Source organism: Pseudomonas sp. ATCC PTA-122608, assembly GCF_001952855.1.
In the GTDB taxonomy this organism is placed as follows: domain Bacteria; phylum Pseudomonadota; class Gammaproteobacteria; order Pseudomonadales; family Pseudomonadaceae; genus Aquipseudomonas.
Map to the genome: position 1 here is coordinate 1 of NZ_LPNO01000031.1, position 22,767 is coordinate 22,767.

The 22,767-nt window shown below is 60.5% G+C and carries 23 protein-coding genes; 9 read left to right on the forward strand and 14 right to left on the reverse strand.

Annotation, left to right across the window (positions count from 1 at the left end; genetic code table 11):
* Window positions 1-806: 806 nt before the first annotated feature.
* The 4 genes from AU074_RS22885 to AU074_RS22900 form a co-directional block, all read right to left on the reverse strand.
* Window positions 807-1,721 (reverse strand): LysR substrate-binding domain-containing protein, encoded by a 915-nt coding sequence (locus tag AU074_RS22885; protein ID WP_201124923.1) that lies wholly within the window; start codon window positions 1,719-1,721, stop codon window positions 807-809.
* A 189-nt stretch (window positions 1,722-1,910) separates the two neighbouring features.
* Window positions 1,911-3,215 (reverse strand): C4-dicarboxylate transporter DctA, encoded by a 1,305-nt coding sequence (gene dctA, locus AU074_RS22890; RefSeq protein ID WP_076016640.1) that lies wholly within the window; start codon window positions 3,213-3,215, stop codon window positions 1,911-1,913.
* 97 nt (window positions 3,216-3,312) lie between these two features.
* Complete coding sequence (locus AU074_RS22895; RefSeq protein ID WP_076016641.1) at window positions 3,313-4,188, reverse strand: alpha/beta fold hydrolase; 876 nt, start codon at window positions 4,186-4,188, stop codon at window positions 3,313-3,315.
* Between the two features lie 257 nt (window positions 4,189-4,445).
* Window positions 4,446-4,907, reverse strand: coding sequence for a VOC family protein (locus AU074_RS22900; protein WP_076016642.1), 462 nt, complete (start codon window positions 4,905-4,907; stop codon window positions 4,446-4,448).
* 235 nt (window positions 4,908-5,142) lie between these two features.
* Here AU074_RS22900 and AU074_RS22905 point away from each other — a divergent pair, with 235 nt between their 5' ends.
* From AU074_RS22905 to AU074_RS22915, 3 genes are read left to right on the forward strand one after another with little or no spacing between them, the layout of a single operon-like run.
* On the forward strand, window positions 5,143-6,366 hold the full coding sequence (locus tag AU074_RS22905; protein WP_076016643.1) for an SfnB family sulfur acquisition oxidoreductase: 1,224 nt from the start codon (window positions 5,143-5,145) through the stop codon (window positions 6,364-6,366).
* Between the two features lie 3 nt (window positions 6,367-6,369).
* The gene (locus AU074_RS22910) at window positions 6,370-7,035 is read left to right on the forward strand and encodes a methionine ABC transporter permease (protein WP_076016644.1); all 666 of its coding nucleotides are present in this window, start codon (window positions 6,370-6,372) and stop codon (window positions 7,033-7,035) included.
* A 29-nt stretch (window positions 7,036-7,064) separates the two neighbouring features.
* Window positions 7,065-7,835: a MetQ/NlpA family ABC transporter substrate-binding protein gene (locus tag AU074_RS22915; protein ID WP_076016645.1), complete on the forward strand. Its 771-nt coding sequence runs from the start codon at window positions 7,065-7,067 to the stop codon at window positions 7,833-7,835.
* 118 nt (window positions 7,836-7,953) lie between these two features.
* Here the strand turns inward: AU074_RS22915 and soxR are convergent, their stop codons facing one another.
* Window positions 7,954-8,403: a redox-sensitive transcriptional activator SoxR gene (soxR, locus tag AU074_RS22920; RefSeq protein ID WP_076016646.1), complete on the reverse strand. Its 450-nt coding sequence runs from the start codon at window positions 8,401-8,403 to the stop codon at window positions 7,954-7,956.
* A 90-nt stretch (window positions 8,404-8,493) separates the two neighbouring features.
* Between soxR and AU074_RS22925 the strand changes: the two genes are divergently transcribed.
* Window positions 8,494-8,856, forward strand: coding sequence for an antibiotic biosynthesis monooxygenase (locus AU074_RS22925; protein ID WP_076016659.1), 363 nt, complete (start codon window positions 8,494-8,496; stop codon window positions 8,854-8,856).
* Here the strand turns inward: AU074_RS22925 and AU074_RS22930 are convergent.
* From AU074_RS22930 to msuE, 4 genes are read right to left on the reverse strand one after another with little or no spacing between them, the layout of a single operon-like run.
* On the reverse strand, window positions 8,848-9,951 hold the full coding sequence (locus tag AU074_RS22930; protein ID WP_076016647.1) for a sigma-54-dependent Fis family transcriptional regulator: 1,104 nt from the start codon (window positions 9,949-9,951) through the stop codon (window positions 8,848-8,850). The genes AU074_RS22925 and AU074_RS22930 overlap by 9 nt on opposite strands.
* Before the next feature lie 11 nt (window positions 9,952-9,962).
* Window positions 9,963-11,150, reverse strand: a complete 1,188-nt coding sequence (locus AU074_RS22935; RefSeq protein WP_076016648.1) for an acyl-CoA dehydrogenase family protein — start codon at window positions 11,148-11,150, stop codon at window positions 9,963-9,965.
* A gap of 47 nt (window positions 11,151-11,197) precedes the next feature.
* Window positions 11,198-12,343, reverse strand: coding sequence for an FMNH2-dependent alkanesulfonate monooxygenase (gene ssuD, locus AU074_RS22940; protein WP_076016649.1), 1,146 nt, complete (start codon window positions 12,341-12,343; stop codon window positions 11,198-11,200).
* 9 nt (window positions 12,344-12,352) lie between these two features.
* Window positions 12,353-12,916, reverse strand: a complete 564-nt coding sequence (gene msuE / locus AU074_RS22945; protein ID WP_017476818.1) for an FMN reductase — start codon at window positions 12,914-12,916, stop codon at window positions 12,353-12,355.
* A gap of 397 nt (window positions 12,917-13,313) precedes the next feature.
* On the opposite strand from msuE, the gene AU074_RS22950 reads away from it, so the two are divergent.
* The 3 genes from AU074_RS22950 to AU074_RS22960 all read left to right on the forward strand — a co-directional run bounded on the left by AU074_RS22950 (window position 13,314) and on the right by AU074_RS22960 (window position 16,817).
* Entirely contained in the window at window positions 13,314-13,583 is a 270-nt protein-coding gene (locus AU074_RS22950; protein ID WP_076016660.1) for a DUF547 domain-containing protein, read from the forward strand.
* 228 nt (window positions 13,584-13,811) lie between these two features.
* Window positions 13,812-14,972 (forward strand): cysteine desulfurase family protein, encoded by a 1,161-nt coding sequence (locus AU074_RS22955; RefSeq protein ID WP_076016650.1) that lies wholly within the window; start codon window positions 13,812-13,814, stop codon window positions 14,970-14,972.
* 36 nt (window positions 14,973-15,008) lie between these two features.
* The gene (locus AU074_RS22960; RefSeq protein WP_076016651.1) at window positions 15,009-16,817 is read left to right on the forward strand and encodes an aminopeptidase P family protein; all 1,809 of its coding nucleotides are present in this window, start codon (window positions 15,009-15,011) and stop codon (window positions 16,815-16,817) included.
* Here AU074_RS22960 and AU074_RS22965 read toward each other — a convergent pair.
* Window positions 16,810-17,718 carry a LysR family transcriptional regulator gene (locus tag AU074_RS22965; RefSeq protein WP_076016652.1) on the reverse strand — a complete coding sequence of 303 codons (909 nt, stop codon included), beginning with the start codon at window positions 17,716-17,718 and terminating at the stop codon, window positions 16,810-16,812. The two genes, AU074_RS22960 and AU074_RS22965, sit on opposite strands and share 8 nt — an antisense overlap.
* A gap of 115 nt (window positions 17,719-17,833) precedes the next feature.
* Between AU074_RS22965 and AU074_RS22970 the strand changes: the two genes are divergently transcribed.
* On the forward strand, window positions 17,834-18,829 hold the full coding sequence (locus AU074_RS22970; RefSeq protein WP_076016653.1) for a zinc-dependent alcohol dehydrogenase family protein: 996 nt from the start codon (window positions 17,834-17,836) through the stop codon (window positions 18,827-18,829).
* Here the strand turns inward: AU074_RS22970 and AU074_RS22975 are convergent.
* Window positions 18,826-19,416 carry a 2-hydroxychromene-2-carboxylate isomerase gene (locus tag AU074_RS22975; protein ID WP_076016654.1) on the reverse strand — a complete coding sequence of 197 codons (591 nt, stop codon included), beginning with the start codon at window positions 19,414-19,416 and terminating at the stop codon, window positions 18,826-18,828. The genes AU074_RS22970 and AU074_RS22975 overlap by 4 nt on opposite strands.
* A 35-nt stretch (window positions 19,417-19,451) precedes the next feature.
* Entirely contained in the window at window positions 19,452-20,183 is a 732-nt protein-coding gene (locus AU074_RS22980) for an SDR family oxidoreductase (RefSeq protein ID WP_076016655.1), read from the reverse strand.
* Between the two features lie 87 nt (window positions 20,184-20,270).
* On the opposite strand from AU074_RS22980, the gene AU074_RS22985 reads away from it, so the two are divergent.
* Window positions 20,271-20,831, forward strand: a complete 561-nt coding sequence (locus AU074_RS22985) for a TetR/AcrR family transcriptional regulator (RefSeq protein WP_076016656.1) — start codon at window positions 20,271-20,273, stop codon at window positions 20,829-20,831.
* Between the two features lie 12 nt (window positions 20,832-20,843).
* On the opposite strand, the gene AU074_RS22990 is transcribed toward AU074_RS22985, so the two are convergent.
* Together AU074_RS22990 and rhtA are read right to left on the reverse strand one after the other, a co-directional pair.
* Window positions 20,844-21,125, reverse strand: coding sequence for a hypothetical protein (locus AU074_RS22990; RefSeq protein WP_076016657.1), 282 nt, complete (start codon window positions 21,123-21,125; stop codon window positions 20,844-20,846).
* A 167-nt stretch (window positions 21,126-21,292) separates the two neighbouring features.
* Window positions 21,293-22,180, reverse strand: a complete 888-nt coding sequence (gene rhtA, locus AU074_RS22995; protein ID WP_076016658.1) for a threonine/homoserine exporter RhtA — start codon at window positions 22,178-22,180, stop codon at window positions 21,293-21,295.
* Window positions 22,181-22,767 lie beyond the last annotated feature (587 nt).

Below are 22,767 nucleotides of genomic sequence, written 5' to 3' on the forward strand. Positions count from 1 at the left end.
GGGTCACTTTTGAAAAGCGCAAAAGTAACCAAAACGCTCTGCCCCGCCTGTCGGCACCTCGCCTAGGCTCGGTGTTCCCTCACTCCGGTATTGCTCCGCGGGCCGCCGCGACGGGCCATCCATGGCCCGGCGCGGCTAAACCGGCGTCCTGCCGGTTTACCCGCTCCGCAATACCTGCGTTCGGCCTCGGGCTGAATGGGGCAGTCAGATCAAAATCAAAAGCAGATCAAAAGCAGAGCACAGCGGCCTCCCGGCCGGCTTGAGTGTTAGAAGCAGAGGCAAGATCGAGAGCGAAAGCAGAGCTGCTTTTCTGTGGGAGCGGGCTTGCTCGCGAAAAACCTGAGGGCGCCGCGTTCATTCAGGATGCCAACGTCATCGTTAACGACCTTCGCGAGCAAGCCCGCTCCCACATTTGGACCGTGCCCGATTCTGGTTTTGCTGTTGCTGTTGCTGTTGCTGTTGCTGTTGCTTCACCACACTCAAGCCGGCCGGTAGGCCGCTGTGCTGTTGATCTGCTTTTGATCTTGATCTTAGGCGCCCCGTTAAACCACGCTGGCCGAACGCAGGCTTTGGAGCGTGGGTAACCCGGCAGGACGCCGGGTTAGCCGCGCTGGGCCAAGGATGGCCCATCGCGGCGGCCCACGCTCCAAAGCCGGAGTGAGGGCACACCGAGCCCAGGCGAGGTGCCGAGTGGTGGGGCAAGAGCGTTTTGCTTACTTTTGCGCTGTTCAAAAGTGAGCCGCCGTAAGGGCGGAACCCATAGCAGCCGTTACCACAGCAACGGATATGTACCCAACCCCGACGCGCTAAATCGACAACCCCTTAAAGTGCTCCTGCAAAAACTCAACACACGCCCGCAACTTCCCGGAGTACGCCAACCGCGTCGGGTACACCGCCCACACGTTGGCGCTCTGGGTGTAATCGTGCAGCACCTGGACCAGTTTCCCTTGTTCCAGCAGCGGCTTCACATCCCACATCGAACGCAGCAACACCCCGCGCCCGTCGAGGGCCCATTGCAAAACAATTTCGCCATTGTTGGACGACAGCGGCCCGCGCACACGCACGCTGTCCTGCACGCCATCACGCTCCAGGTGCCAGATACCAAACGCGTTGTCGCGCTCCTTGAGCACCAGGCAATCGTGCTGTTCCAGGTCACTCAAGTGCTGCGGTGTGCCACGGCGTTCGAGGTAGGCGGGCGCCGCACACAGTACCCGGCGGTTGCTCACCAGCCGGCGGCCGATGTGTTGGCCGGGAATGTCATCGCCCACGCGGATCTCCAGGTCGAAACCCTCGCTGACGATATCCACCACCCGGTCAAACAGGTCCAGGCGGATTTCCAGGTCCGGGTACTGTTCGGCCAGCAACGACAGGGCCGGCGCCACATGGTTGCGGCCGAAGCCAAAGCTGCTGCACAAGTGCAGATGGCCTCGGGGGCTATCGTGGGCGTCGGAGAGTTCGTCGGACAACTGCTGGAAATCTTCGAGAATACGCACGGCCCAGCGCTGCACCCGTTCACCGTCCTCGGTCAGGGCAATGCGGCGGCTGGTGCGGTGCAGCAGACGGGTGGCGAGGGTGGTTTCGAGAATCTGGATACGCTTGCTGACGTAGGCCGGGGACAACCCCAGCTCATCGGCAGCCGCAGCAAAGCCGGCCTTGCGGATCACAGTCAGGAATACCCGCAGGTCTTCAGGTAGAGGCACGGTATCTTTCTTGTTAGTCATCAGAAGCAGGCGTGGCGGCATGAACCGCCAGAATAGCACCGGTGTGGCTAGGGAGCTTCTGTGGTGAGGGAGCTTGCTGTGGCGAGGGAGCTTGCTCCCGCTGGAGTGCGTAGCGCTCCCAAAGATCTTGGGGCCGCTACGCAGCCCAGCGGGAGCAAGCTCCCTCGCCACAGGGTATCGGTGTTTAAGTTACTCGGCGGCGATCTTCGCCTGTGCGGCGGCCCGCGCATGGCGGCCATGCTTGAGGGCGATGGGGGCCATTTTCTCGCGGTCCAGTTCACCTTCCCAGGCGGCCACCACCAGCGCGGCCACAGCGTTGCCGATGATATTGGTCAGCGAACGGCACTCGGCCATGAAGCGGTCGACGCCCAGGATCAGCACCATCGCCGCCACCGGCACCGTGGGCACCACCGCGAGGCTCGCGGCCAGCGCGACAAAACCTGCACCCACCACCGCACCCGCGCCTTTGGAGGTGAGCATCGCCACCGCCAGCAGGGTCAGTTGTTGCTCCAGTGACAGGTCGATATTGGTCGCCTGGGCCAGGAACAGCACCGCCAGGGTCATATAGATGTTGGTGCCATCCAGGTTGAAGGTGTAGCCAGTGGGCACCACGATCCCCACCACGCCTTTGGACGCGCCGAGGCTTTCGAGTTTCTGGATCAGTTGCGGCAGGGCCGATTCGGATGAACTGGTGCCCAGCACGATCAACAGCTCGGCTTTGATGTAGGTCAGCAGCTTGAAGATGCTGAACCCCACATACCGGGCAATGCTGCCCAGCACCACGGCGACGAAGAAAAACGCGGTGACGTAGAACGTGCCCACCAGTTTCAACAGCGGCAGCAGCGAGCCCAGGCCGTATTTGCCGATGGTGAAGGCGATCGCCCCGAACGCACCGATTGGTGCGACGCGGCTGATCATGCCGACGATACGGAAGAACACTTCGCTGGCCTGGTTGATCACGCCCACCAGGGGCCGGCCCTTCTCGCCGATCATCACCAGCCCGAGACCAAACAGCACCGATACAAACAGTACCGGCAGGATTTCGCCTTTGGAGAAGGCGTCGAAGAAGGTCGTCGGGATCACATGCATCAGGAACCCGGTGACGCCTTCGCCGTGTTCGGCCTGGCCGACGAAACCGGCGATGGCCGAGGTGTCGAGGGTCTTCACGTCGATGTTGAAACCCACGCCCGGGTGCAGCAGGTGCGCAGCGAGGATGCCGATTACGAGGGCAATGCTGGAGACGATCTCGAAGTACAGCAGCGCCTTGCCGCCCACGCGGCCCACCTGCTTCACGTCGTGCATGCTGGTGATGCCGGAGACCACCGTGCAGAAGATGATCGGGCCGATGATCATCTTGATCAGCTTGATAAAGCCGTCGCCCAAGGGCTTGAGGTCGATGCCCACCTGGGGCCAGTGGTTGCCGATCAACACGCCCAGCACAATGGCGATGATCACTTGCACATACAGGGTTCCCAGCAGTTTTCTGATTGTCATTTTTATTATCTCGAGACGTTTTTTGGGCAAGCCGCTCCCGTCGCAGCTGTTTCAAGCCTGCGGGGCGGGAGCGGTCAGATCAGCGGTGCATAAAGGCTCAGCGAAGGAAGGTCAGGACTTCGCCGAGCAACAGCTCAGGGACTTCTTCAGCGATATAGTGGCCGGCCGGCAGGGCCTTGCCACTTACGTCGGTAGCGACTTTCTGCCATTCCTTGAGGGGTTCGAAGCAGCGGCCGACGGTACCTTCGGCGCCCCACATCACCAGCAACGGCAGTTCCAGGTGATTGCCTTTGTCGATATCGGCGCGGTCGTGCTCAAGGTCGATGCCGGCAGCGGCGCGGTAGTCTTCGCAGATGCCGGTGGCGGTGCCGGGCAGTTTCAGGCAGCGCAGGTATTCGGCGAAGGCTTCGTCGGTGAACGGCTTGAGCCCGGCACTGCGGCTGCCCATGACGCTGCGCAGGTACAGCTCGGGGTTACCTTCGATCAGGCTCTCGGGCAGCGGCGCCGGGCGGATCAGGAAGAACCAGTGCCAGTAGGCGCGGGCGAAGGCTTCGTCGGTCTGGGCGTACATGGACAGGGTCGGTGCGATGTCCAGCAGCACCATGCGCTGTACGGCCTTTGGGTGGTCCAGTGCCAGGCGATGGGCGACACGGGCGCCACGGTCGTGGGCCAATACCGAGAACTCATCGAAGCCCAGGGCCTTCATCAATTCGACGCCGTCGCGGGCCATTTCGCGTTTGGAGTAGTGGGTGTGGTGGTCATTGGCGGGGGGCTTGCTGCTGTCGCCGTAACCGCGCAGGTCGGCGGCGACCACGGTGAAGTGTTCGGCCAGTTGCTCGGCGACCTTGTGCCAGATGACGTGGGTCTGCGGGTGCCCGTGCAGCAGAAGCAGGCCGGGACCCGTGCCGCCTTTGCGGTAGCAGATGTCCACACCGTTGACGTGGCGCTGGTCTTTTTGGAATCCGGCGAACATGGAATGACTCCTTGTGATGATTGCCTGCATCCTGAAATCACACGGCGCCGGGGGCAAGGGGGAAAACGTGGAGGGGTTGTTCATGAAGTGTGTTGAAGCCGGCTTTCTGGTTCTGGTCAGGCTTTTGCTGAGGTCAGGTTTACCTGTGGCGAGGGGGCTTGTCCCCCGTTGGAGTGCGAAGCGCTCCCGTTTTTTTTGGGGCTGCTGCGCAGCCCAACGGGGGACAAGCCCCCTCGCCACAGGGGTTATTCAAGGCTTTAGCCCTGTTTAAACATCGCCTCGGCACGCTGGCGAACCTGCGCCTCGGTCAAATCCTCCTTGCGCGTGGCCAAAAACCACACATGCCCGAACGGGTCTTTCAACGTCCCGGAGCGGTCACCGTAAAACTGATCCTTGGGTTCTGAGATCGCCGTGCCGCCAGCCTTGATCGCCTGGGCGAACTGTTGGTCGACGTCCTGCACATACAGATGCAGGCACACGCTGGGGTGTTCTTTTCCCGGGCTGCCGAACGACATCTCGCCGCAGGGCGAGGCCAGCATGATCGCCGAATCGCCAATGCGCAGTTCAGCATGGCCGATCTTGCCGTCGGGCATGTCCAGGCGCATGACTTCGGTGGCGCCGAAGGCTTTCTTGTAGAACTCGATGGCTTCAGCGGCTTTTTCGATACCCAGGTACGGCGTGATGCTGTGATAGCCCTCGGGAATGGGTTTAACGCTCATATCGTTCTCCTTGGTTGTGGTTATGGAGGGACGGCCCTTTCACTATAGGCCACGTGTGCCGTGGCCTGCGGGCAGCCGACGAGGTGTTGGCCAGGCAACAGCAAACCGGCAGTTTGCTGCACCATGGGCGGTTTGCTACGGCCACGGCGGGTGCAAACCCTTGTGTTTGAGGGCCTGGCGCCTCAGGCACAGAAGCTGCAATAGCTCAGGTCAATCATTCGCCCGAGAGCGTTGTATGTCTGTACTGCCTGTATCTGCCGATTACCCGATTCACACGCCCCACGCCGAGCTGATCCGCGACGAGGCCCAGGCCCTGACCGTTGCTCATCGGGTCGCCGCCGTGTTACTGGAACAAGACGCCGAACGCGACCGTACCCGCCAGGTGCCCGCGGAAGTCGTCGACCTGTATTCCAACAGCGGCCTGTGGGGCATCAGCGTGCCCCGTGAGTTTGGCGGCGCCCAGGTGTCCTACGCGGTGCTGGCCCAGGTGATAGCGATCATCTCGGCAGCCGACCCTTCGCTGGGGCAGATCCCGCAGAACCATTACTGCCTGCTGGAAGACATCCGCCTGCAAGGTACGCCTGAGCAGCAGGCGTACTTTTTTGGCCTGGCGCTGGAAGGGCATCGGTTTGCCAATGCACTGTCGGAAACTGGCGGCAAGAACGTCCAGGACATCCAGGCGACCATCCGCCGGCAAGGCGACGGCTATGTGATCAACGGTCGCAAGGGTTATTGCACCGGTTCGCTGTACGCCCACTGGCTCGCGGTGCTGGCGCTGGATGAACAGCAAAATGCGCAGTTGGCATTCGTGCCCCGTGGTACTGAAGGCTTGGTGGTGGTCGACGACTGGGACAGCATGGGTCAGCGCACCACGTCCAGCGGCACGGTGCTGGCCGATGACTTGAAGGTGCCAGCTTTCAATCTTTTTCCTACCCATCGCTCCTACGATTCGCCGACCCTGGCCGGACCTTTCGCCCAATTGACCACCGCCGCGATAGACGCAGGCATCGCCCGTGCCGCGCTGCGTGACACGGTGCAGTTCGTCCAGCAATTCGCCCGCCCGTGGATCGATGCCGGGGTGGAAAAGGCCAGTGAAGATCCGCTGACCATCATTCAGGTTGGCGCGCTGGATATTCGCCTCGAAGCGGCGGAAGCCTTGCTGGAGCGCGCCGGAAAAGCCCTGGACACCGCGCGCCCGGCACCCGATGAAGACAACGTTGCCCACGCCTCCCTGGCTGTCGCCCGGGCCAAGGTGCTGACCACCGAAATCGCCATAGAAGCCAGCAACAAGCTCTTCGAACTCGGCGGCACCCGTTCCACCTTGAAGAAGCACAACTTCGACCGCCACTGGCGCAACGCCCGGGTGCACACCCTGCATGACCCGGTGCGCTGGAAGTACCACGTGGTGGGCAACTGGTTACTCAACGGTGCCAAGCCACCGCGTCACGACTGGTCCTGAACCATGGCCGAGCTGTTTAAAAACATCTACTGGGCCGACATCGGCCAGGCCTGCCTGGAAACCCTGAGCATGCTCACTGCGGCCCTGGGTTTTACCGTGCTGCTGGGGTTGCCGCTGGGGGTGGTGTTGTTCCTCACCGGCAAGCGCCAGTTGCACGAAACCCTGATGGTGTATCGGGCGCTGTCGGTGGTGGTGAACGTGTTGCGTTCGCTGCCGTTCATCATCCTGCTGATCGTGCTGATCCCGGTGACCACCTTGCTGGTGGGCACCTCGCTGGGCGTGCCCGGCACTATCCCGCCGTTGGTGGTGGGCTGTACGCCGTTCTTCGCGCGGCTGGTGGAAACCGCCTTGCGTGAAGTCGACCGTGGCGTGGTGGAAGCCACCCAATCCATGGGCGCCAGCACCTGGCAGGTGATCCGCCACACGCTGTTGCCGGAAGCCCGGGGAGGGCTGTTGGCGGCGGTCACCGTCACCGCGATTGTGCTGGTGGACTACACCGCGATGGCCGGGGTGATCGGTGGCGGTGGCCTGGGCGACTTGGCGATTCGCTATGGCTATCAGCGTTTCCAGACCGACGTGATGGTGGTCACCGTGTTGCTGCTGTTGGTGCTGGTGCAGGCCCTGCAAATGACCGGGGACCGTTTGGTGGCGCGTTACAGCCGCCGTTGATTCCTATAACTAATGCCTTCGGAGCAACCATGAAAAAATCCCTGGCCATCTTGGCCGCTGTCTTGTCCTTCAACGCCTTTGCCAACGAGACGCTGGTCGTCGGCGCCACGCCCGTGCCTCACGCCGAGATCCTCGAGTTCGTAAAACCCGTGCTGGCCAAGGAAGGCGTGGACCTGCAAATCAAGGTCTTCACCGATTTCATCCAGCCCAACCAGCAACTGGCACTGAAGAACATCGACGCCAACTACTACCAGTACCGGCCGTTCCTGGATGACTACAACAAGACTCGGCATACCAATCTGGTGCCGGTGGTCGGCGTGCACATCGAGCCGTTTGGTGCCTATTCGACCAAGATCAAAAACATTGCCGAGTTGAAAGACGGCGCCACGGTGTCGATCCCCAACGACCCGGTCAATACCGGCCGCGCTTTGGTGCTGCTGGATGAAGCCGGCCTGATCAAACTCAAGGACCCGAGCAATACCTTGGCCACCCCGCGGGACATCGTCGAAAACCCCAAGCACCTGAAAATTCGTGAGTTGGAGGGGGCGTTGCTGGCCCGCTCCGTGAGCCAGGTGGACCTGGCGTTCGTGTTCGCCAACTACGCCCTGGAAGCGGGGATCGACACCAACAGCGCGTTGATCGTCGAGAAGGGCAAGAGCCTGTACGTCGAGTACCTGGTAGCGCGCCCGGACAACATCAACGACCCGGGCATCCAGAAGCTGGCCAAGGCGTTGAACTCCGATGAAGTGCGCCAGTTCATCCTGACCCGTTATAAAGGACAGATTGCTCCGGGCTTCTAAGCTTAATGGAGATCAAATGCGGGCTTGCTCGCGAATGCGATGGATCAGCCAACTTATTGAGTGACTGACACTCCGCATTCGCGAGCAAGCCCGCTCCCACATTGATTGGGTTTCCATATCAGGGATTTACGCTGGGCTCCAACAGCTGAGCGCCGGGCCCGCGCTCACCGAGTACGTCATCCTGATTGCGCAACGGGCATGCCTCCAGTGACAAACACCCGCAACCAATGCAGCCACTGAGTTTGTCCCGCAGCAGCATCAGTTTGTCGATGCGCTGGTCCAGGTCCTCACGCCACAGCGCAGACAGGCGCTCCCAATCGGCAGCGTTGGGCGTGCGGCCATCGGGCAGGGTTTGCAGTGCCTCATGGATCGTCGCCAAAGGGATGCCCAAACGCTGGGCAATCTTGATTACCACCACCCGGCGCAACACATCCCGCGAGTAGCGGCGCTGGTTGCCGGCGTTGCGGCTGCTCTTGATCAACCCCTTGGTTTCGTAGAAGTGCAGGGCGGTAACGGCCACGCCGCTGCGAGCCGCCAATTGGCCGACGGTGAGTTCTTTGGTGACCATGAAATAGCCCTTGACCTTGACTTAACTAGAGGTTTTACCCTGCGTGGCATCGAATCGCAAGATTGTGCCTACAGTGAGAGGGGAATGTTCATGCAGCTATTAGAGAAGAGTCTGAGTTTTACCCAGATGGTCGAGTTCCAGATCGAACCTCAGCAGCAATCCGCGTTGGTAGCGGCCCTGTCATCCCAAAGCGAGCGTTTGGCCCAGGGGCATGGCGGCTTTATCAATGCCAGCGTGCAGGTCAGCGATGATGGGCGCCGGGTGCTCAGCTACTTGCAATGGCGCTCACGCGAGGACGGTGAGGCGGCCTTCAAGTGTTTTGAGCACGGTGAGGAAGATTTCTGGACGCTGATACGCGCCCACCAGGCCACGGCGGTGACCTTTGGTTCGTTCCAGGTGCTGCGCAGTATCGAGCGCAGCCATGACAACGCTTTGCACTGCCGCCTAAATTGACAGGTGCAACATGCGCTCGCCCTGCACGTTCTCGCCGGGGCGGCGCTTGTTCACGGCCAGCTCGCCGATCTTGATCAAGCGGGTACGCGTCACGTTGCGGCTCAGGCCCAGCAAGTTGGCGGTGTGCACCTGGTTGTAGTGGCTGAAGCGGTAGGCGGCGCGTAGCAGCGCATCCTCGACCTTTTCGTGCAAGGCTCCGGCCTGTTCCTCGAAGAGTTTTTGAAAGGCGCGTTCCAGCAGGGCTTCAGCGCTGTTGTCGATGCCGTGCTGGCTGTCGTCCTGACGCTCGATGCGCATGTTCGACAGACGCAGGTCGTCGCGTTCGATCACGCCGTTGCGGCAGATCAGCAGGGTGTGATGAATCACGTTTTCCAGCTCGCGGATATTGCCCGGCCAGCTGTAGCTTTTGAGTTTCTGCTCGGCCTCGCGGCTGATGGTGATCGGGCCGTAACCCAGGCGCTGGCTGTAGGCTTCGATAAAGTGTCGGGTCAGTGGCAGGATATCGCCGGGCCGGTCCCGCAATGGGCTGAGTTCGAGGCTGACCACGTCGAGGCGGTAGTACAGGTCTTCGCGGAAATGCCCGGCGTTGATGGCCTTTTCCAACTGAACGTTGGTGGCCGCCAATACCCGCACGTCGATGGGAATGCTTTTGCGTGAGCCCAGGCGCACCACTTCGCGCTCCTGGAGCACTCGCAGCAGCTTGACCTGAATTGCCATCGGCAAATCACCGATTTCATCGAGGAACAGGGTGCCGCCATCGGCCTCCTCGAACCAGCCGGCCTTGGCGCCGAGGGCGCCGGTGAAGGCGCCTTTTTCATGGCCGAACAGCTCGGCTTCCACCAGGGATTCGGAAAACGCGCCGCAGTTTACCGCCACGAACGGTCGGTTGCGCCGGGCGCTGAGATTGTGGATATGGCGCGCCACCAACTCTTTACCGGTGCCGGTTTCGCCGATGATCAGCACGCTGGCTTCGCTGGGCGCGACTTGCTGGATGTGCGCCAGCAGCGCCTGGGATTTCGGGTCTTCGAAGACCTGGGCCGTGGCGCGGATCGAGGTCGCAAGAGCGGGCGAGGGCGGTAGGGTTAAAAGCTGCATGGGCACCTCTTCTAGGAGTAGAACGTGGGAATCGGCAGGGACTGGTTCAACGCCCAGTCCCCCAGTTCGTGGAGTTTGTAGTCCACCGGGTCGTGCAAGGTTTGCGTGCGCAGGTTGCGCCAGTGCCGGTCCAGGCGCAGGGAGGCGTGGGTGGAACGCGCGCCGGTGACTTCGAACAGGCGGCTGCACAGCTCCAGGCCGTTGCGTGTGGCGGCGACCTTGGCCGTGGCGATGGCAATGGCCAGCTCGCCGCGCTCGCTTTCGCTGAGGCTCGGGCCCTTGGCCCAGGCCTGGTCCAGCAGTTCGGCGGCACGCTTTACCAGCAGGCGCACGCCTTCAAGGGCGACCCAGAATTCGCCGTAGTGGTTGAGCACGTACGGGTCCTGTCGAATGTCCTGTACCGTGGATTTATGCCAGGGCCGGGTTTCGGTCAGGGTGTAATTTCTTGCTTCTTCGAAAGCGCCTTCGGCGATGCCGAGGAACATGTGGGTGAAGGTCAACTGGGCGATCAGCGGGCGCAGGCAGGCAAAGGGTGTGCTCAGCGGGCCGGGATCGAGGAGCAATTCCGACTCCTCCACGCGTACCCGTTCGAAGCTGGCGCTGCCGCTGTCGGTCTGGCGCTGGCCAATGTTGTTCCAGTCATTGTGCAAAGTGATGCCGCTGCGCCCGCTGGGGATGGCCGCGATCAGCAGCTTGCCGCCGGCGCTTTCATCCACCGCCGAGGCGATCAGCATTTCCGAGTCGCTGGCGCCTGAGCAGAAGCTTTTCTTGCCGGAAAACTCGCGCCAGCCGCCGAAGGCTTTGACCACCGTGCGCGTGTCCAGCGGGTTGAGGGCGTTGCCCCAGAACCAGTTTTTGCGCGCGGTCTGTTCGAACCAGGGTTGCCATTGCTCCGGGCGGGAGAACAGCCGCACGGTGGCGAGCATCAGGTGATGAAAGCCGAAAACGTGGGCGATGGAACTGTCGACTTTGGCGAACTCGCGAACGATCTCCAGGGTCTCGCTCCACCGGGCGCCGAGGCCGCCGTATTGGGTGGGAATGCTCAGGGCCAGCAAGCCGCTTTGGCGCAGGGCGTCACGTTCGGTCTTGGGTGTGCCGCCGCGCTCGTCGCGTTCGACCGCAGTAAGGGCGAATTCGGCGGCCAGCAGTTTGGCGGTCTGCAAGAGGGAGGGCAGGACGCTGTTGGGTTTGGCTGTCACGCGGGATTCCTCATGGTGTGCCGGGGCGTACCCCGGCAGACGGCAAGTCAGGCCTTGGCTTTTGCCGGCAGGACATCGTTGGCAATCATTTCGCCGAACGGTCCGGTGAGGTTGGTGACGCCGCGCCCGGCCAGGCTCGCGTAGGGTTCCGGCAGCAGCGGGAACACCAGTTCGGCAAAGCGATACGCCTCTTCCAGGTGCGGGTAGCCGGAGAAGATGAAGCTTTCGATGCCCAGGTCCGCGTATTCCTTGATCCGCTCGGCGACTTGCTGGGGGTTACCCACTAAGGCCGTGCCCGCGCCACCACGCACCAGGCCGACGCCAGCCCACAGGTTAGGGGCGATCTCCAGGTTGTCGCGGCGCCCGTCGTGCAGCGCAGCCATGCGCCGCTGGCCTTCGGAGTCAAAGCGCGAGAAGGATTTTTGCGCGGCGGCGATGGTTTCGTCGCTGATGTGTTCGATGAGTTTGGCGGCAGCGTTCCAGGCGTCTTCCTCGGTTTCGCGCACGATCACATGCAGGCGAATCCCGAATTTGACGGTGCGCCCGTGGCGGGCGGCGCGCTCACGCACGTCGGCGAGTTTTTCCGCGACGGCGGCCGGTGGTTCACCCCAGGTCAGGTACACGTCGACTTGTTCGGCGGCGAGGTCGTGGGCGGCGTCGGAGGAACCGCCGAAGTACAACGGTGGATACGGCTTCTGCACCGGTGGGTAAAGTGCCTTGGCGTTCTGCACCCGCAGGTGTTTGCCTTCGAAGTCCACGGATTCTCCCTGCAACACGCGGCGCCAGATCTTGAGGAATTCGTCGGTCACTTCGTAGCGTTCGCTGTGATCGAGGAAGCTGCCGTCGCCGCGGTTTTCGTCGGGGTCACCGCCGGTCACCACGTTGATCAACAGGCGGCCATTGGACAGGCGGTCTAGGGTGGCGGCCATGCGTGCGGAGACGGTCGGCGAAATGATCCCCGGACGAATCGCTACCAGGTAGCGCAAGCGTTCGGTCAGCGGCACCAGCGCCGAGGCGATCACCCAAGAGTCTTCGCAGGAGCGGCCGGTGGGGATCAGCACGCCGTGGTAGCCGAGGTTGTCTGCGGCTTGGGCGACTTGTTTCAAATAGTTGAGGGTGACCGGGCGAGCGCCTTGGGTGGTGCCCAGGTAATGGCCGTCACCGTGTGTAGGCAGAAACCAGAAAACATCCATGACAAATCCTTAAGCGATTTTCAGCAGAGAGGTGGGATGCGCGGCAAACAACGGCGCGGCGCGTTCTGCAGCAAGGCGAATGCGGGCCTTCAAGGGCTCACTGGTTATTTGGTAGTCGGTGAAGTCGGCCTCAGTGGCGTACACGCCAATCGGCAAAGTCAGGGCCTGGAAGAAACTGAACAGCGGGCGCAACTGGTGATCGAGTACCAGCGCGTGGCGTTCACTGCCGCCGGTGGCCGCGAGTAACACCGGGGTGTTGATCAGGGCGTTGAGGTCGACCAGGTCGAACAGGTGCTTGAGCAGGCCTGGGTAGGAACCGCGATACACCGGGGCGGCGACGATCAGCAGGTCGGCCTGTTCGATGGCGTGCAGTTGCGCCTCGACGTCGGCGGGCAGTTCCTGGCGTGACAGTGCGCCGCCCAGTGGCCGGGCAATGTCGCCCAGTTCAATCAGGGTGGTCTGGATCGGCAATTGATTGGCCAGTTCGGCCAGCACGGCCTGGGTCAACACCAGGGTGCGGGACGGGCGCCAGGTTCCGCCGGAGAGGGCAACGACATTCAGTGGACGGGTCATCAACAGTTCCTTTTTCAACAGTGGCTCAGGGCAAGAGCAGTAGCAGGGCTTGAGCAAGAGCTGTACCAAGCTGCGCAGGCCTTGACTGGCGCGGGTTGTGGGCCAGGTGTTGGAAAATGACGGTGTTGTCTGCCTGGTGTTTTGTTGAATGACTGTTGCCTGAGCAACAGTTGCCAGGCGAACAGTGGCGTGAGCGTTGAAGCCATTTATAGAGGGTTGTGTTTATTCCGTAAATGAACGTATTTCCATATTTATAGATCTACATGGAATATAAGACTTGGCTATCACAGGTGTCGCAAGGGTTGATAGCGACTATCACGGCTGATGATTTTTCACCGTGCAGGTGCGGGAGTAGCCTGTGCTCATTGACTTCAACCCGTTTCGCAGGACCTTCGCCATGAACCGTTTTCTCGCCATTTCCGTATTGCTTGTCACCTCAGTCCTTGCCGGTTGCGCGACACATTCGTCGCCTGAACTGCGTGCCTACTCGGCTGAGGAGAGCAAGGAGCTGGCGCTGGAAGCCCTGAGCCGTCGAGGCCTGTCGTTTGATGAATACCAACAGAAGAAAGCCGAACTGACTGGCCAGCCACAGAAAACCTTCGGTTTCGACCGTCAGGGTGAAATGAACGCCGAGCGCGGCATGACGCTGCACGGTCGCCCCAGTTGAGTCAGTGGCCAGGTCTGAAAAGCCCGAGGTTTCCCACAGGAACCTCGGGCTTTTTGTTTGCCATCCGTTTCCCGGAGCCTGTTAAGCTGAATTTCAGGAGCGTTCCTACGCACTTTTAAATAAAGTGGTCTTTCTTTAACGGCACGGAATCAGGTAAACCATCTTCCTTCCTGATCGCTGCCCCTGAGACGTTGTTCTCGGGAACATGCTCTGCGAGTCTTTAACGTCATGAATAAACGTCCGCTGTATTTCGACTACGCCGCCACCACGCCGGTGGATGAGCGGGTCATCCAGGTGATGGTCGAGTGCCTGGGCTTCAACGCCAACTTCGGTAACCCTGCGTCCAGTTCCCATGCGTTCGGCCAACAGGCCCGGCAAACGGTTGAGCAGGCGCGGGGCCAAGTGGCCGAACTGGTTGGCGCGGAGCCGGCACAGATCGTCTGGACCTCCGGTGCCACGGAGTCCAACAACCTCGCCATCAAGGGCGTCGCCCAGGCGCGGGGCGTGGCCGGTGGGCATATCATCACCAGCCAGATTGAACACAAGGCCACGCTCGACACCGCCCGCCAACTGCAGGAAGCCGGGGTTGCGGTGACGTACCTGGTGCCGGACGCCGAGGGTTTGATCAGCGTCGAGGCGGTGAGCGAAGCGTTGCGTGAGGACACCTTCCTGGTGTCGCTGATGCTGGTGAACAACGAGCTGGGCACCCTCAACGATATCCAGGCGATTGGCGCGCGAGTGCGTGAACACGGTGCGTTATTTCATGTGGATGCGGCGCAGGGCGCCGGTAAGGTCGCGATTGACCTGGCTGAGTGGCCGGTGGACCTGATGTCATTTTCCGCCCACAAACTCTATGGCCCCAAGGGCATCGGCGCGCTGTACGTCGGCCCACGTGCGCAGCAGAAAGTGCTGGCGCAGATTCACGGCGGTGGCCATGAAGGCGGCTTGCGTTCCGGAACCCTGGCGACTCACCAGATCGCCGGCATGGGCACGGCGTTCGCCCTGGCGGCAGCGTCCTTTGCTGAAGAAAAGGCGACCATTGTTGCCCTGCGCGAGCGCCTGCTGGAACAGCTGAATACGATTGCCGGGGTGCGCCTCAATGGCAGTCTTACCCAACGTATTCCCCATACCTTGAGCCTGACGTTCAGCGAGGGCGAATTCAATTCCGCCGCGTTGAGCGCGGGCATTGCCTTCTCGGCCACTTCGGCCTGCAATTCGGCAAGCAATGCACCGTCCCATGTGCTTCTTGCGCTGGGCCATGATGCTCGCAGCGCAGGTCGCACCATACGCTTGAGCCTCGGGCGGTTTACCACCGAGCAGGACATCGATCAGGCGGTTCAGTTGATCAAGGCCGCACTGGCCAGCGCACCGGCTTTCTGGGCCGTTTGACCCCATAACAATTATTAGTGGTTAGCAGGAGACACGATGAGCACACAGCCTTTGACCCATGGAACGGTTCCCCAGCGCCTGGCGCACACCCGCGAACTGATGAGCCGCGAGGGTATTCATGCCCTGTTGGTGCCGTCGGCCGACCCGCATTTGTCCGAATACCTGCCGGGTTACTGGCAGGGCCGTCAGTGGTTGTCGGGGTTTCATGGGTCGGTGGGCACGCTGATTGTCACCGCTGATTTCGCCGGTGTGTGGGCAGACAGCCGTTACTGGGAACAGGCGACCAAGGAACTCAAAGGCAGTGGTATCGAGTTGGTCAAGCTGCAACCCGGCCAGCCCGGGCCGCTGGAATGGCTGGCAGAGCAGACCCCGGAAGGCGGTGTAGTTGCCGTGGATGGCGCGGTTATGGCCGTGGCCTCGGCGCGCACCCTGGGCAGCAAGTTGGAATCCCGTGGTGCACGCTTGCGCACGGACATCGACCTGTTGAATGAAGTCTGGCAAGACCGTCCGACCTTGCCGAACCAGCCGATCTATCAGCATTTGCCGCCGCAGGCCACCGTGAGCCGTGGCGAAAAACTCGCCGCCTTGCGTTCCAGCCTGCAGGAGAAAGGCGCCGACTGGCATTTCATCGCGACCCTGGACGACATTGCCTGGCTGTTTAACCTGCGCGGCGGCGACGTTTCGTTCAACCCGGTGTTTGTATCCTTTGCCTTGATCGGCCAGCAGCAGGCGACGTTGTTTGTGGCCTTGAGCAAGGTCGACGCCGAGCTTCGCGCCGTGCTGGAACAGGATGGCGTGACCCTGCGGGATTACAGCGAAGTTGCGGCGGCTTTGAAGGATATTCCTTCGGGCACCGGTGTGCAGGTCGACCCGGCACGGGTGACCGCTGGCTTGCTGGAAAACCTTGGCAGTGGCGTGACGCTGATCGAAGGCCTGAACCCTACTACCTTGGCCAAGTCGCGCAAAAGCCTGGCGGACGCCGAGCATATTCGTCAGGCCATGGAGCAGGATGGTGCGGCGCTGTGCGAATTCTTCGCCTGGCTCGACAGCGCGTTGGGTCGCGAACGCATCACCGAACTGACCATTGATGAACACCTGACCGCGGCCCGTACCCGTCGTCCGGGTTATGTGTCGTTGAGCTTCAATACGATTGCCGCGTTCAACGCCAACGGTGCGATGCCGCACTATCACGCGACTGAAGAAGAGCACGCGCTGATCGAAGGCGATGGTTTGCTGCTGATCGACTCGGGTGGCCAGTACCTGGGCGGCACGACCGATATCACGCGGATGGTGCCTATCGGCACGCCAAGCGAAGAGCAGAAGCGCGATTGCACGCGTGTGCTCAAGGGTGTGATCGCGTTGTCCTGCGCGCATTTCCCCAAGGGGATTCTTTCGCCGCTGCTGGACTCCATCGCCCGCGCTCCGATCTGGGCTGAAGGCGTGGATTACGGCCACGGTACCGGCCATGGCGTAGGTTATTTCCTAAATGTGCATGAAGGTCCGCAGGTGATCGCCTACCAAGCCGTCGCTGCGCCGCAAACGGCGATGCAGGCGGGCATGATTACGTCCATCGAACCGGGCACTTACCGTCCGGGCCGTTGGGGCGTGCGCATCGAGAACCTGGTGTTGAACCGTGAAGCGGGCAAGACCGAGTTTGGCGAGTTCCTCAAGTTCGAGACACTCACCCTGTGCCCGATCGATACCCGCTGCCTGGAGCCTTCGCTGCTGACGGTGGAAGAGCGCCAGTGGTTCAACGACTACCATGCGCAAGTGCGCGAGCGCCTGAGTCCGCTGCTCAGTGGCGCTGCGCTGGAGTGGTTGCAGGGGCGTACGGCCGCTATCTGAGGGGCTGCAGCTCGGGCGCCTGGGTCAAGGCATCGGCCATGTAGTCGATAAAGGCTTTGACCCGGGCGGACTGGCGACGATTCGGCGCCGAAACGGCGTGAATCGGAAGCGACTGCGGGGTGTAGTCCTGCAGTACGGCGACCACTCGGCCGGCCGTCAGGTCATCAAAGAACAACCACAGGGGCGACAGCGCAATGCCGAGCCCCGCCAATACCATCTCGCGTACGGCCTCGGAGTTATTGCTCTGGGCGTTGCCCATGATCTTGACGCTGTGTCGCGCCCCGTCCTTTTCGTAAACCCATTGGTTCTGACTGCTGAGCAAGTTGAAGAGCAGGCAATTGTGCTGGGTCAGATCTTGCGGGGTTTGCGGTGCAGGGTGTCGGGCCAGATAGGCCGGGCTGGCGAGGGTGACTCGGTGGGTGGTGCTGATCTGCCGGGCGATCAGGCCGCTGTCGCGTAACTCGCCGATGCGCAGGGTAACGTCCAGACCTTCGCTGACCAGGTCCTGATTCTGATCGTTGAGTTGCAGGTCGATGTTTACCTGCGGGTATCGTTCGAGAAATCCCGCCAGGCGCGAAGCAATGTGCAGGCGTCCGAAGCTGATCGATGAGCCGATGCGTAACGGCCCGGCAACCGCTTCCTTGCCGGATTGGAAGCTGTGCTCCGCGGCATCCACCGCCGCGAGGATTTGGCGGCAGTGCCCGTAGTAGCGCTGTCCTTCATCCGTCAGGGAGAGTTTGCGAGTGCTGCGGGAAATCAGCTTGCCTCCCAGTTCGGTTTCCAGGGCACGCAGTACTTTACTGATGGTTGGCTGAGTGGTCTGCAGCTCCCGGGCTACCGCAGAAAAACTCCCGCGCTCGATCACCCGGACAAAAATGGCCATTGCGTTGAGCTTATCCATGGGGCTACCAATTCATGCCTTATTAGCATGGTCACTATAGCGATTTTGCGCCTTATCGGCATGAATGGGCCGGGACATCATGGCGTTCACTTCCTGATGAACCGAGATCACGACCATGACTGATACAACTCAAATGCAGGCTCTGATGGTGGATGTGGCGAATGGGCCGTTACGGTTGGTCACGATTCCACGGCCAATACCGAGTGCCGGTGAGGTTCTGGTAAGGATCAAGGCCAGTGGACTCAACCCGCTGGATGGGAAAATACGTGCCGGTGAGGCGGCCCATGCCCGTCAGCCGCTGCCGGCAGTGATGGGCTTGGACTTGGCGGGGATTGTTGAGGGGGTTGGCCCGGATGTCTACGAGTGGAAAGTGGGCGATGAGGTTTACGCCTTGGCAGCCGGAGTTGGAGGTATCCAGGGTTCTTTGGCGGAATTTGCGGTGGTTGATGCGCTTCTGTTGGCGAGAAAGCCTGTGACACTAAGCATGCGTGAGGCGGCGGCATTGCCGCTTGTGCTGATTACTGCATGGGAAGGGTTGGTGGACCGTGCCCATGTAGGGCCCGGACATAAAGTTTTGATTCAGGGTGGTGCGGGCGGTGTAGGACATGTCGCGGCGCAATTGGCTAACGCGTTTGGCGCAGAGGTGTTTGCGACCGGTTCGGGCAGGCAACGGGCGTTGATTGAAGGGCTCGGCGCGACGTTTATCGACTATCAACAGATGAGCGTTGAGGAGTACGTGGCTTCGCACACAGCGGGCGAGGGTTTTGACATTGTTTACGACACGGTGGGTGGGCCGACACTGGATGCGTCCTTCCGGGCGGCGAGGACCTATTTCGGTCATGTGCTGAGTTGTCTTGGTTGGGGCTCCCATCGACTGGCGCCGTTGTCGTTTCGCGGAGCAACGTATTCCGGGGTGTTTACCCTTCTGCCGATGCTGACGGGCAAGGGGCGCGAGCACCACGGGCACATACTTGCCGAGACGGCGCGCTTGATCGACGCAGGGAAGCTCAAGCCGATCCTTGATGCGCGTCATTTCGACCTGCATACGGCACACGCCGCGTACGAGTTACTCGCGGGCGGCGCTAAAGGGCGTTTGGTGATTGAAATTTAGCTCAGCGCTTCGCGTACAAACTCCAGTCGATCCTGGCCGAAGAACAGCTGGTTGCCGACGAACATGGTCGGGGCTCCGAATACGCCACGCTGGATGGCATGCTCGGTGTTGTCCTTGAGGGCGGCTTTTACGACGTCGTCATTGGTCAACGCCAGGACGTGCTCGTGGTCGAAGCCGCGTTCAGCGAGTACTGCGGCTACCACGGACAGGTCTCCCAAGTGACGGCCCTCTACCCAAAGTGCGCGGAACAGGCAGTCGATGAAGTCGAGAAAGCGCTCGGGCTGGTGCATCTGAATGCCGGTGACTGCACGCATCAGCAGCAAGGTGTTGATGGGAAAGTGCGGATTGAACTTGAGCGGGACGTTGTAGCGCTGGGCATAGCGCGCCAGGTCCTGGAACATGTAGCGGCCTTTGGCGGGAACGGTGGCCGGTGACGCATTGCCGGTGGCCTTGAACACGCCGCCCAGCAGCATTGGTTTATAAATCAGATGGGCGCCGCTTGCCGCGCATAGAGCTGGAAGCTGGGTATAGGCCAAATAGGTGGCAGGGCTGCCGAGATCGAAGAAAAACTCCACGGTTTTACTCATGCTGTGTACTCGCTGTTTATTGTTATGAGGCGTGCTTACCAGGGTTCATTCCAAGGGCGCAGGTCCAGCTCGAAGGTCCAGGCGTCCCGCGGCTGGCTATGCAGGTACCAATAGTTATCGGCGATGTGCTCAGGGTTGAGAATGCCGTCCTGATCCTTGAGGGCGTACTTTTGCGGGAAGTTGTCGCGGATGAAGTCGGTGTCGATGGCGCCATCGACGACTACGTGGGCGACGTGGATATTTCGCGGGCCCAGTTCGCGGGCCATGCTTTGCGCCAGCGCGCGGATCCCGTGTTTGGCTCCAGCAAATGCCGCAAAGCCGGCGGCGCCACGCAGGCCGGCGGTGGCACCGGTAAACAGGATGGTCCCGCGATTACGGGTGACCATGCGCTTGGCTACTTCCCTGGCGTTGAGGAAGCCTGAGAAACAGGCCATTTCCCAAATCTTGAAGTACTTGCGGGCGGTTTCTTCCAGGATACTGCACGGTACGTTGGCGCCGATGTTGAAGACGAAGGCTTCGATGGGCCCCAACTCGGTTTCAATCTGTTCGATCAGGGCGATGACGTCCTCTTCCTTGCGGGCATCGCAGGCAAAGCCATGCGCCTCACCGCCTGCTGCCTGGATGCTTTCCACTAGAGGTTGCAGCTTATCGGCGCTGCGGCGGGTCACGCAGGCGACGTAACCCTCTCGGGCGAAGCGCTTGGCGATGGCGCCACCTGTGGCATCGCCGGCACCCACTACCAGTACGATTTTCTTGTTGTTCGTCATGGGAGATCCTTTGGTAAACGATCGTTAGCCAAACGAACGTTATGCTACGATCCGACATGCGTCAAGCTGCCAACAGAGAGGGAAGTGATGCGATATTCGGCCAGTCATAAGCAGGAAACCAGAGAGAAGCTGCTGGATAGCAGCGCGGCCTTGGCGAAGAAAGAAGGGTTTGCCAGTGTCGGGGTGGATGGCTTGATGAAAGCCATTGGCTTGAGTGGCGGCGCGTTTTATAGCCACTTCGCCTCGAAGGACGAGCTGTTCGGCTCGATTGTCGAACGTGAATTGAGCCATAGTCTTGAGCGCTTGAACGGCAATGGTATGCAGAGTCGGGAACGGCTGGATCGCTGTCTGAAGTTCTATTTGAGCATGGCCCATGTGGAGCAGTCGGAAGTGGGCTGCGCGTTGCCGAGCCTGGGAGCGGAGATTGCGCGGTCTGATGTGGCTGTACGGCAACAGGCGCAGGACTGGATTTGCCGATTGCAGGCGGGGTGGGCTGCAACGTTGGGCAGCGAGGACCTGGCGTGGTCGATCCTGTCGCAATGCATCGGTGCCCTGGTAGTGGCACGGATGATGGTCAGCCCACAGGTGCAGGCGCAGGTCCTGTCATCGAACTACGATGTACTCAGTCAACAGCTGGCGAAGCTATGAGAGCGTCGACAGCTACTTGCAGATGACAATCATGCTTCGGCTGGTGTAGCCGGCGGGGTTGAGGCCGAACGGGTAGTCGCCCGGGTCTTCGGCGTTGTCGCCTGACTTGGCGATGACCTTATAGCCTTTGGCTCCACATGAATTAGCTGCGCTGGCATAGCACTTGTCCCAGGAGGAGGACAGTCCCGAGCAGTTGATATGCAGGCCCTTTTTCCCCCGTTTCACTTCGGTCTTGGTGGTCGCGGCGCAACCTGCAATCGCCACAATCATCAACAGCATCAAAATTCGCTTCATTCCTATCCTTAATAGCCGCCTCGCTTAACAGCACGAAGCTGGCTTTGCTCGCTCTCGACTGTAGCGTTCATGATGTCCTTATCTAAATTCTCCATGACTGACACTGGGTTACGGTCTAAACATGGCCTAATTGAGCGGCAAATGCCAGAGCTACGTCAAATCCTGAATTAATCTGCAGGAACGAGTGGCTTTGATTCGTTACGCATGGTCAGGGTTGCGCCAACGGAGGCCAGGATGATGCAGGTGATCGCCAGCCACTGCGCCAGGGACAAGTGTTCTTGAAGGAAAAACAGGCCGGACAGTGCGCCGAACGCGGGCTCGATACTCATCAAGGTTCCGAATGTGCGGGCGGGCAGGCGAGTCAGGGCGACCATCTCCAGGGTGTAGGGCAGGGCGGTGGATAAAATGGCGACACCAATGGCAATCGGGATCAGGGAGGGAGTGAGTAATGCCGCGCCCGCGTGGACAATTCCGATCGGCGCGACAAATAGTGCGGCAATCATTACACCTAGGGCGGCGGTTTGTACGCCGTTGTCAGCGCCGGCCTTTTGGCCGAACAAAATATAGAGCGCCCAGCACACACCTGCGCCCAGTGCGTAAGCGGCGCCGGTCAGGTCAATGCCGTTGCTGGCTTCTCCCATGGGGATCAGCAGCAGAAGGCCAATGATGGCCAAGGCTATCCAGAGAAAGTCCACAGCACGCCGCGAAGCATAAATGGCGACGGCCAGTGGGCCGGTGAACTCCAGGGCTACTGCGATTCCCAGTGGAACGGTTCGCAGTGACATATAGAAGAGGAAGTTCATCCCGCCCAAGGCCATTCCGTAGACGACCACGGTCTGGAGGAACTTGGCTGTGAGCTTGGCGCGCCAGGGACGTAATAGAAGCAGCATGATCACGCTGGCGAAAATCAAGCGCAGGGTGGTGGTGCCTTGGGCGCCTACAATGGGGAACATGCTTTTGGCGAGTGATGCGCCTGATTGAATGGAGGCCATGGCAATGAGCAGCAGGCCGACCGGAAACAATGTCGAGGCCAGGCTACGGGGGGAAGTGGTCATTGAGGGTGTTCGTCCAAGGTCATATTTGAAGTAGCAGAAGTGACTATGATGCTTAACTGTTCAGCGATGAGCAATATATTGCTCAGCTTGCCCAGTTTTCCTCTATATATAGGTGGATTCTGTGATCCTCGGGATGGATTGATAGAAAAGCTAAATTAAGGGTTGACGGCAGATTCTGGAAGTCTATAATTCGCCCCACTTCCGGCGCAGTCGAAATGGAAAACTCCTTGGTAAACAAAGAGTTATGTTGGTTTCGACAGCGGGCTGCTTCAGATCATCGAAGCCCAGAAAGAGTTAATAAGGCAGTGTTGTTTAGCCCTATTAACGGTTCGATCTTATCGGTCGAAAGCGGAGAAAAAGAGGTGTTGACAGCAGCGTGTAACGCTGTAGAATTCGCCTCCCGCTAACGAGAGATCGGAAGCGCAAGTGGTTGAAGTTACAAAGGAAACTTTGAAAGCTTCTTAAAAAAACCGCTTGACAGCAACAGAGGCTGCTGTAGAATGCGCGCCTCGGTTGAGACGAAAGATCTTAACCAACCGCTCTTTAACAACTGAATCAAGCAATTCGTGTGGGTGCTTGTGGAGTCA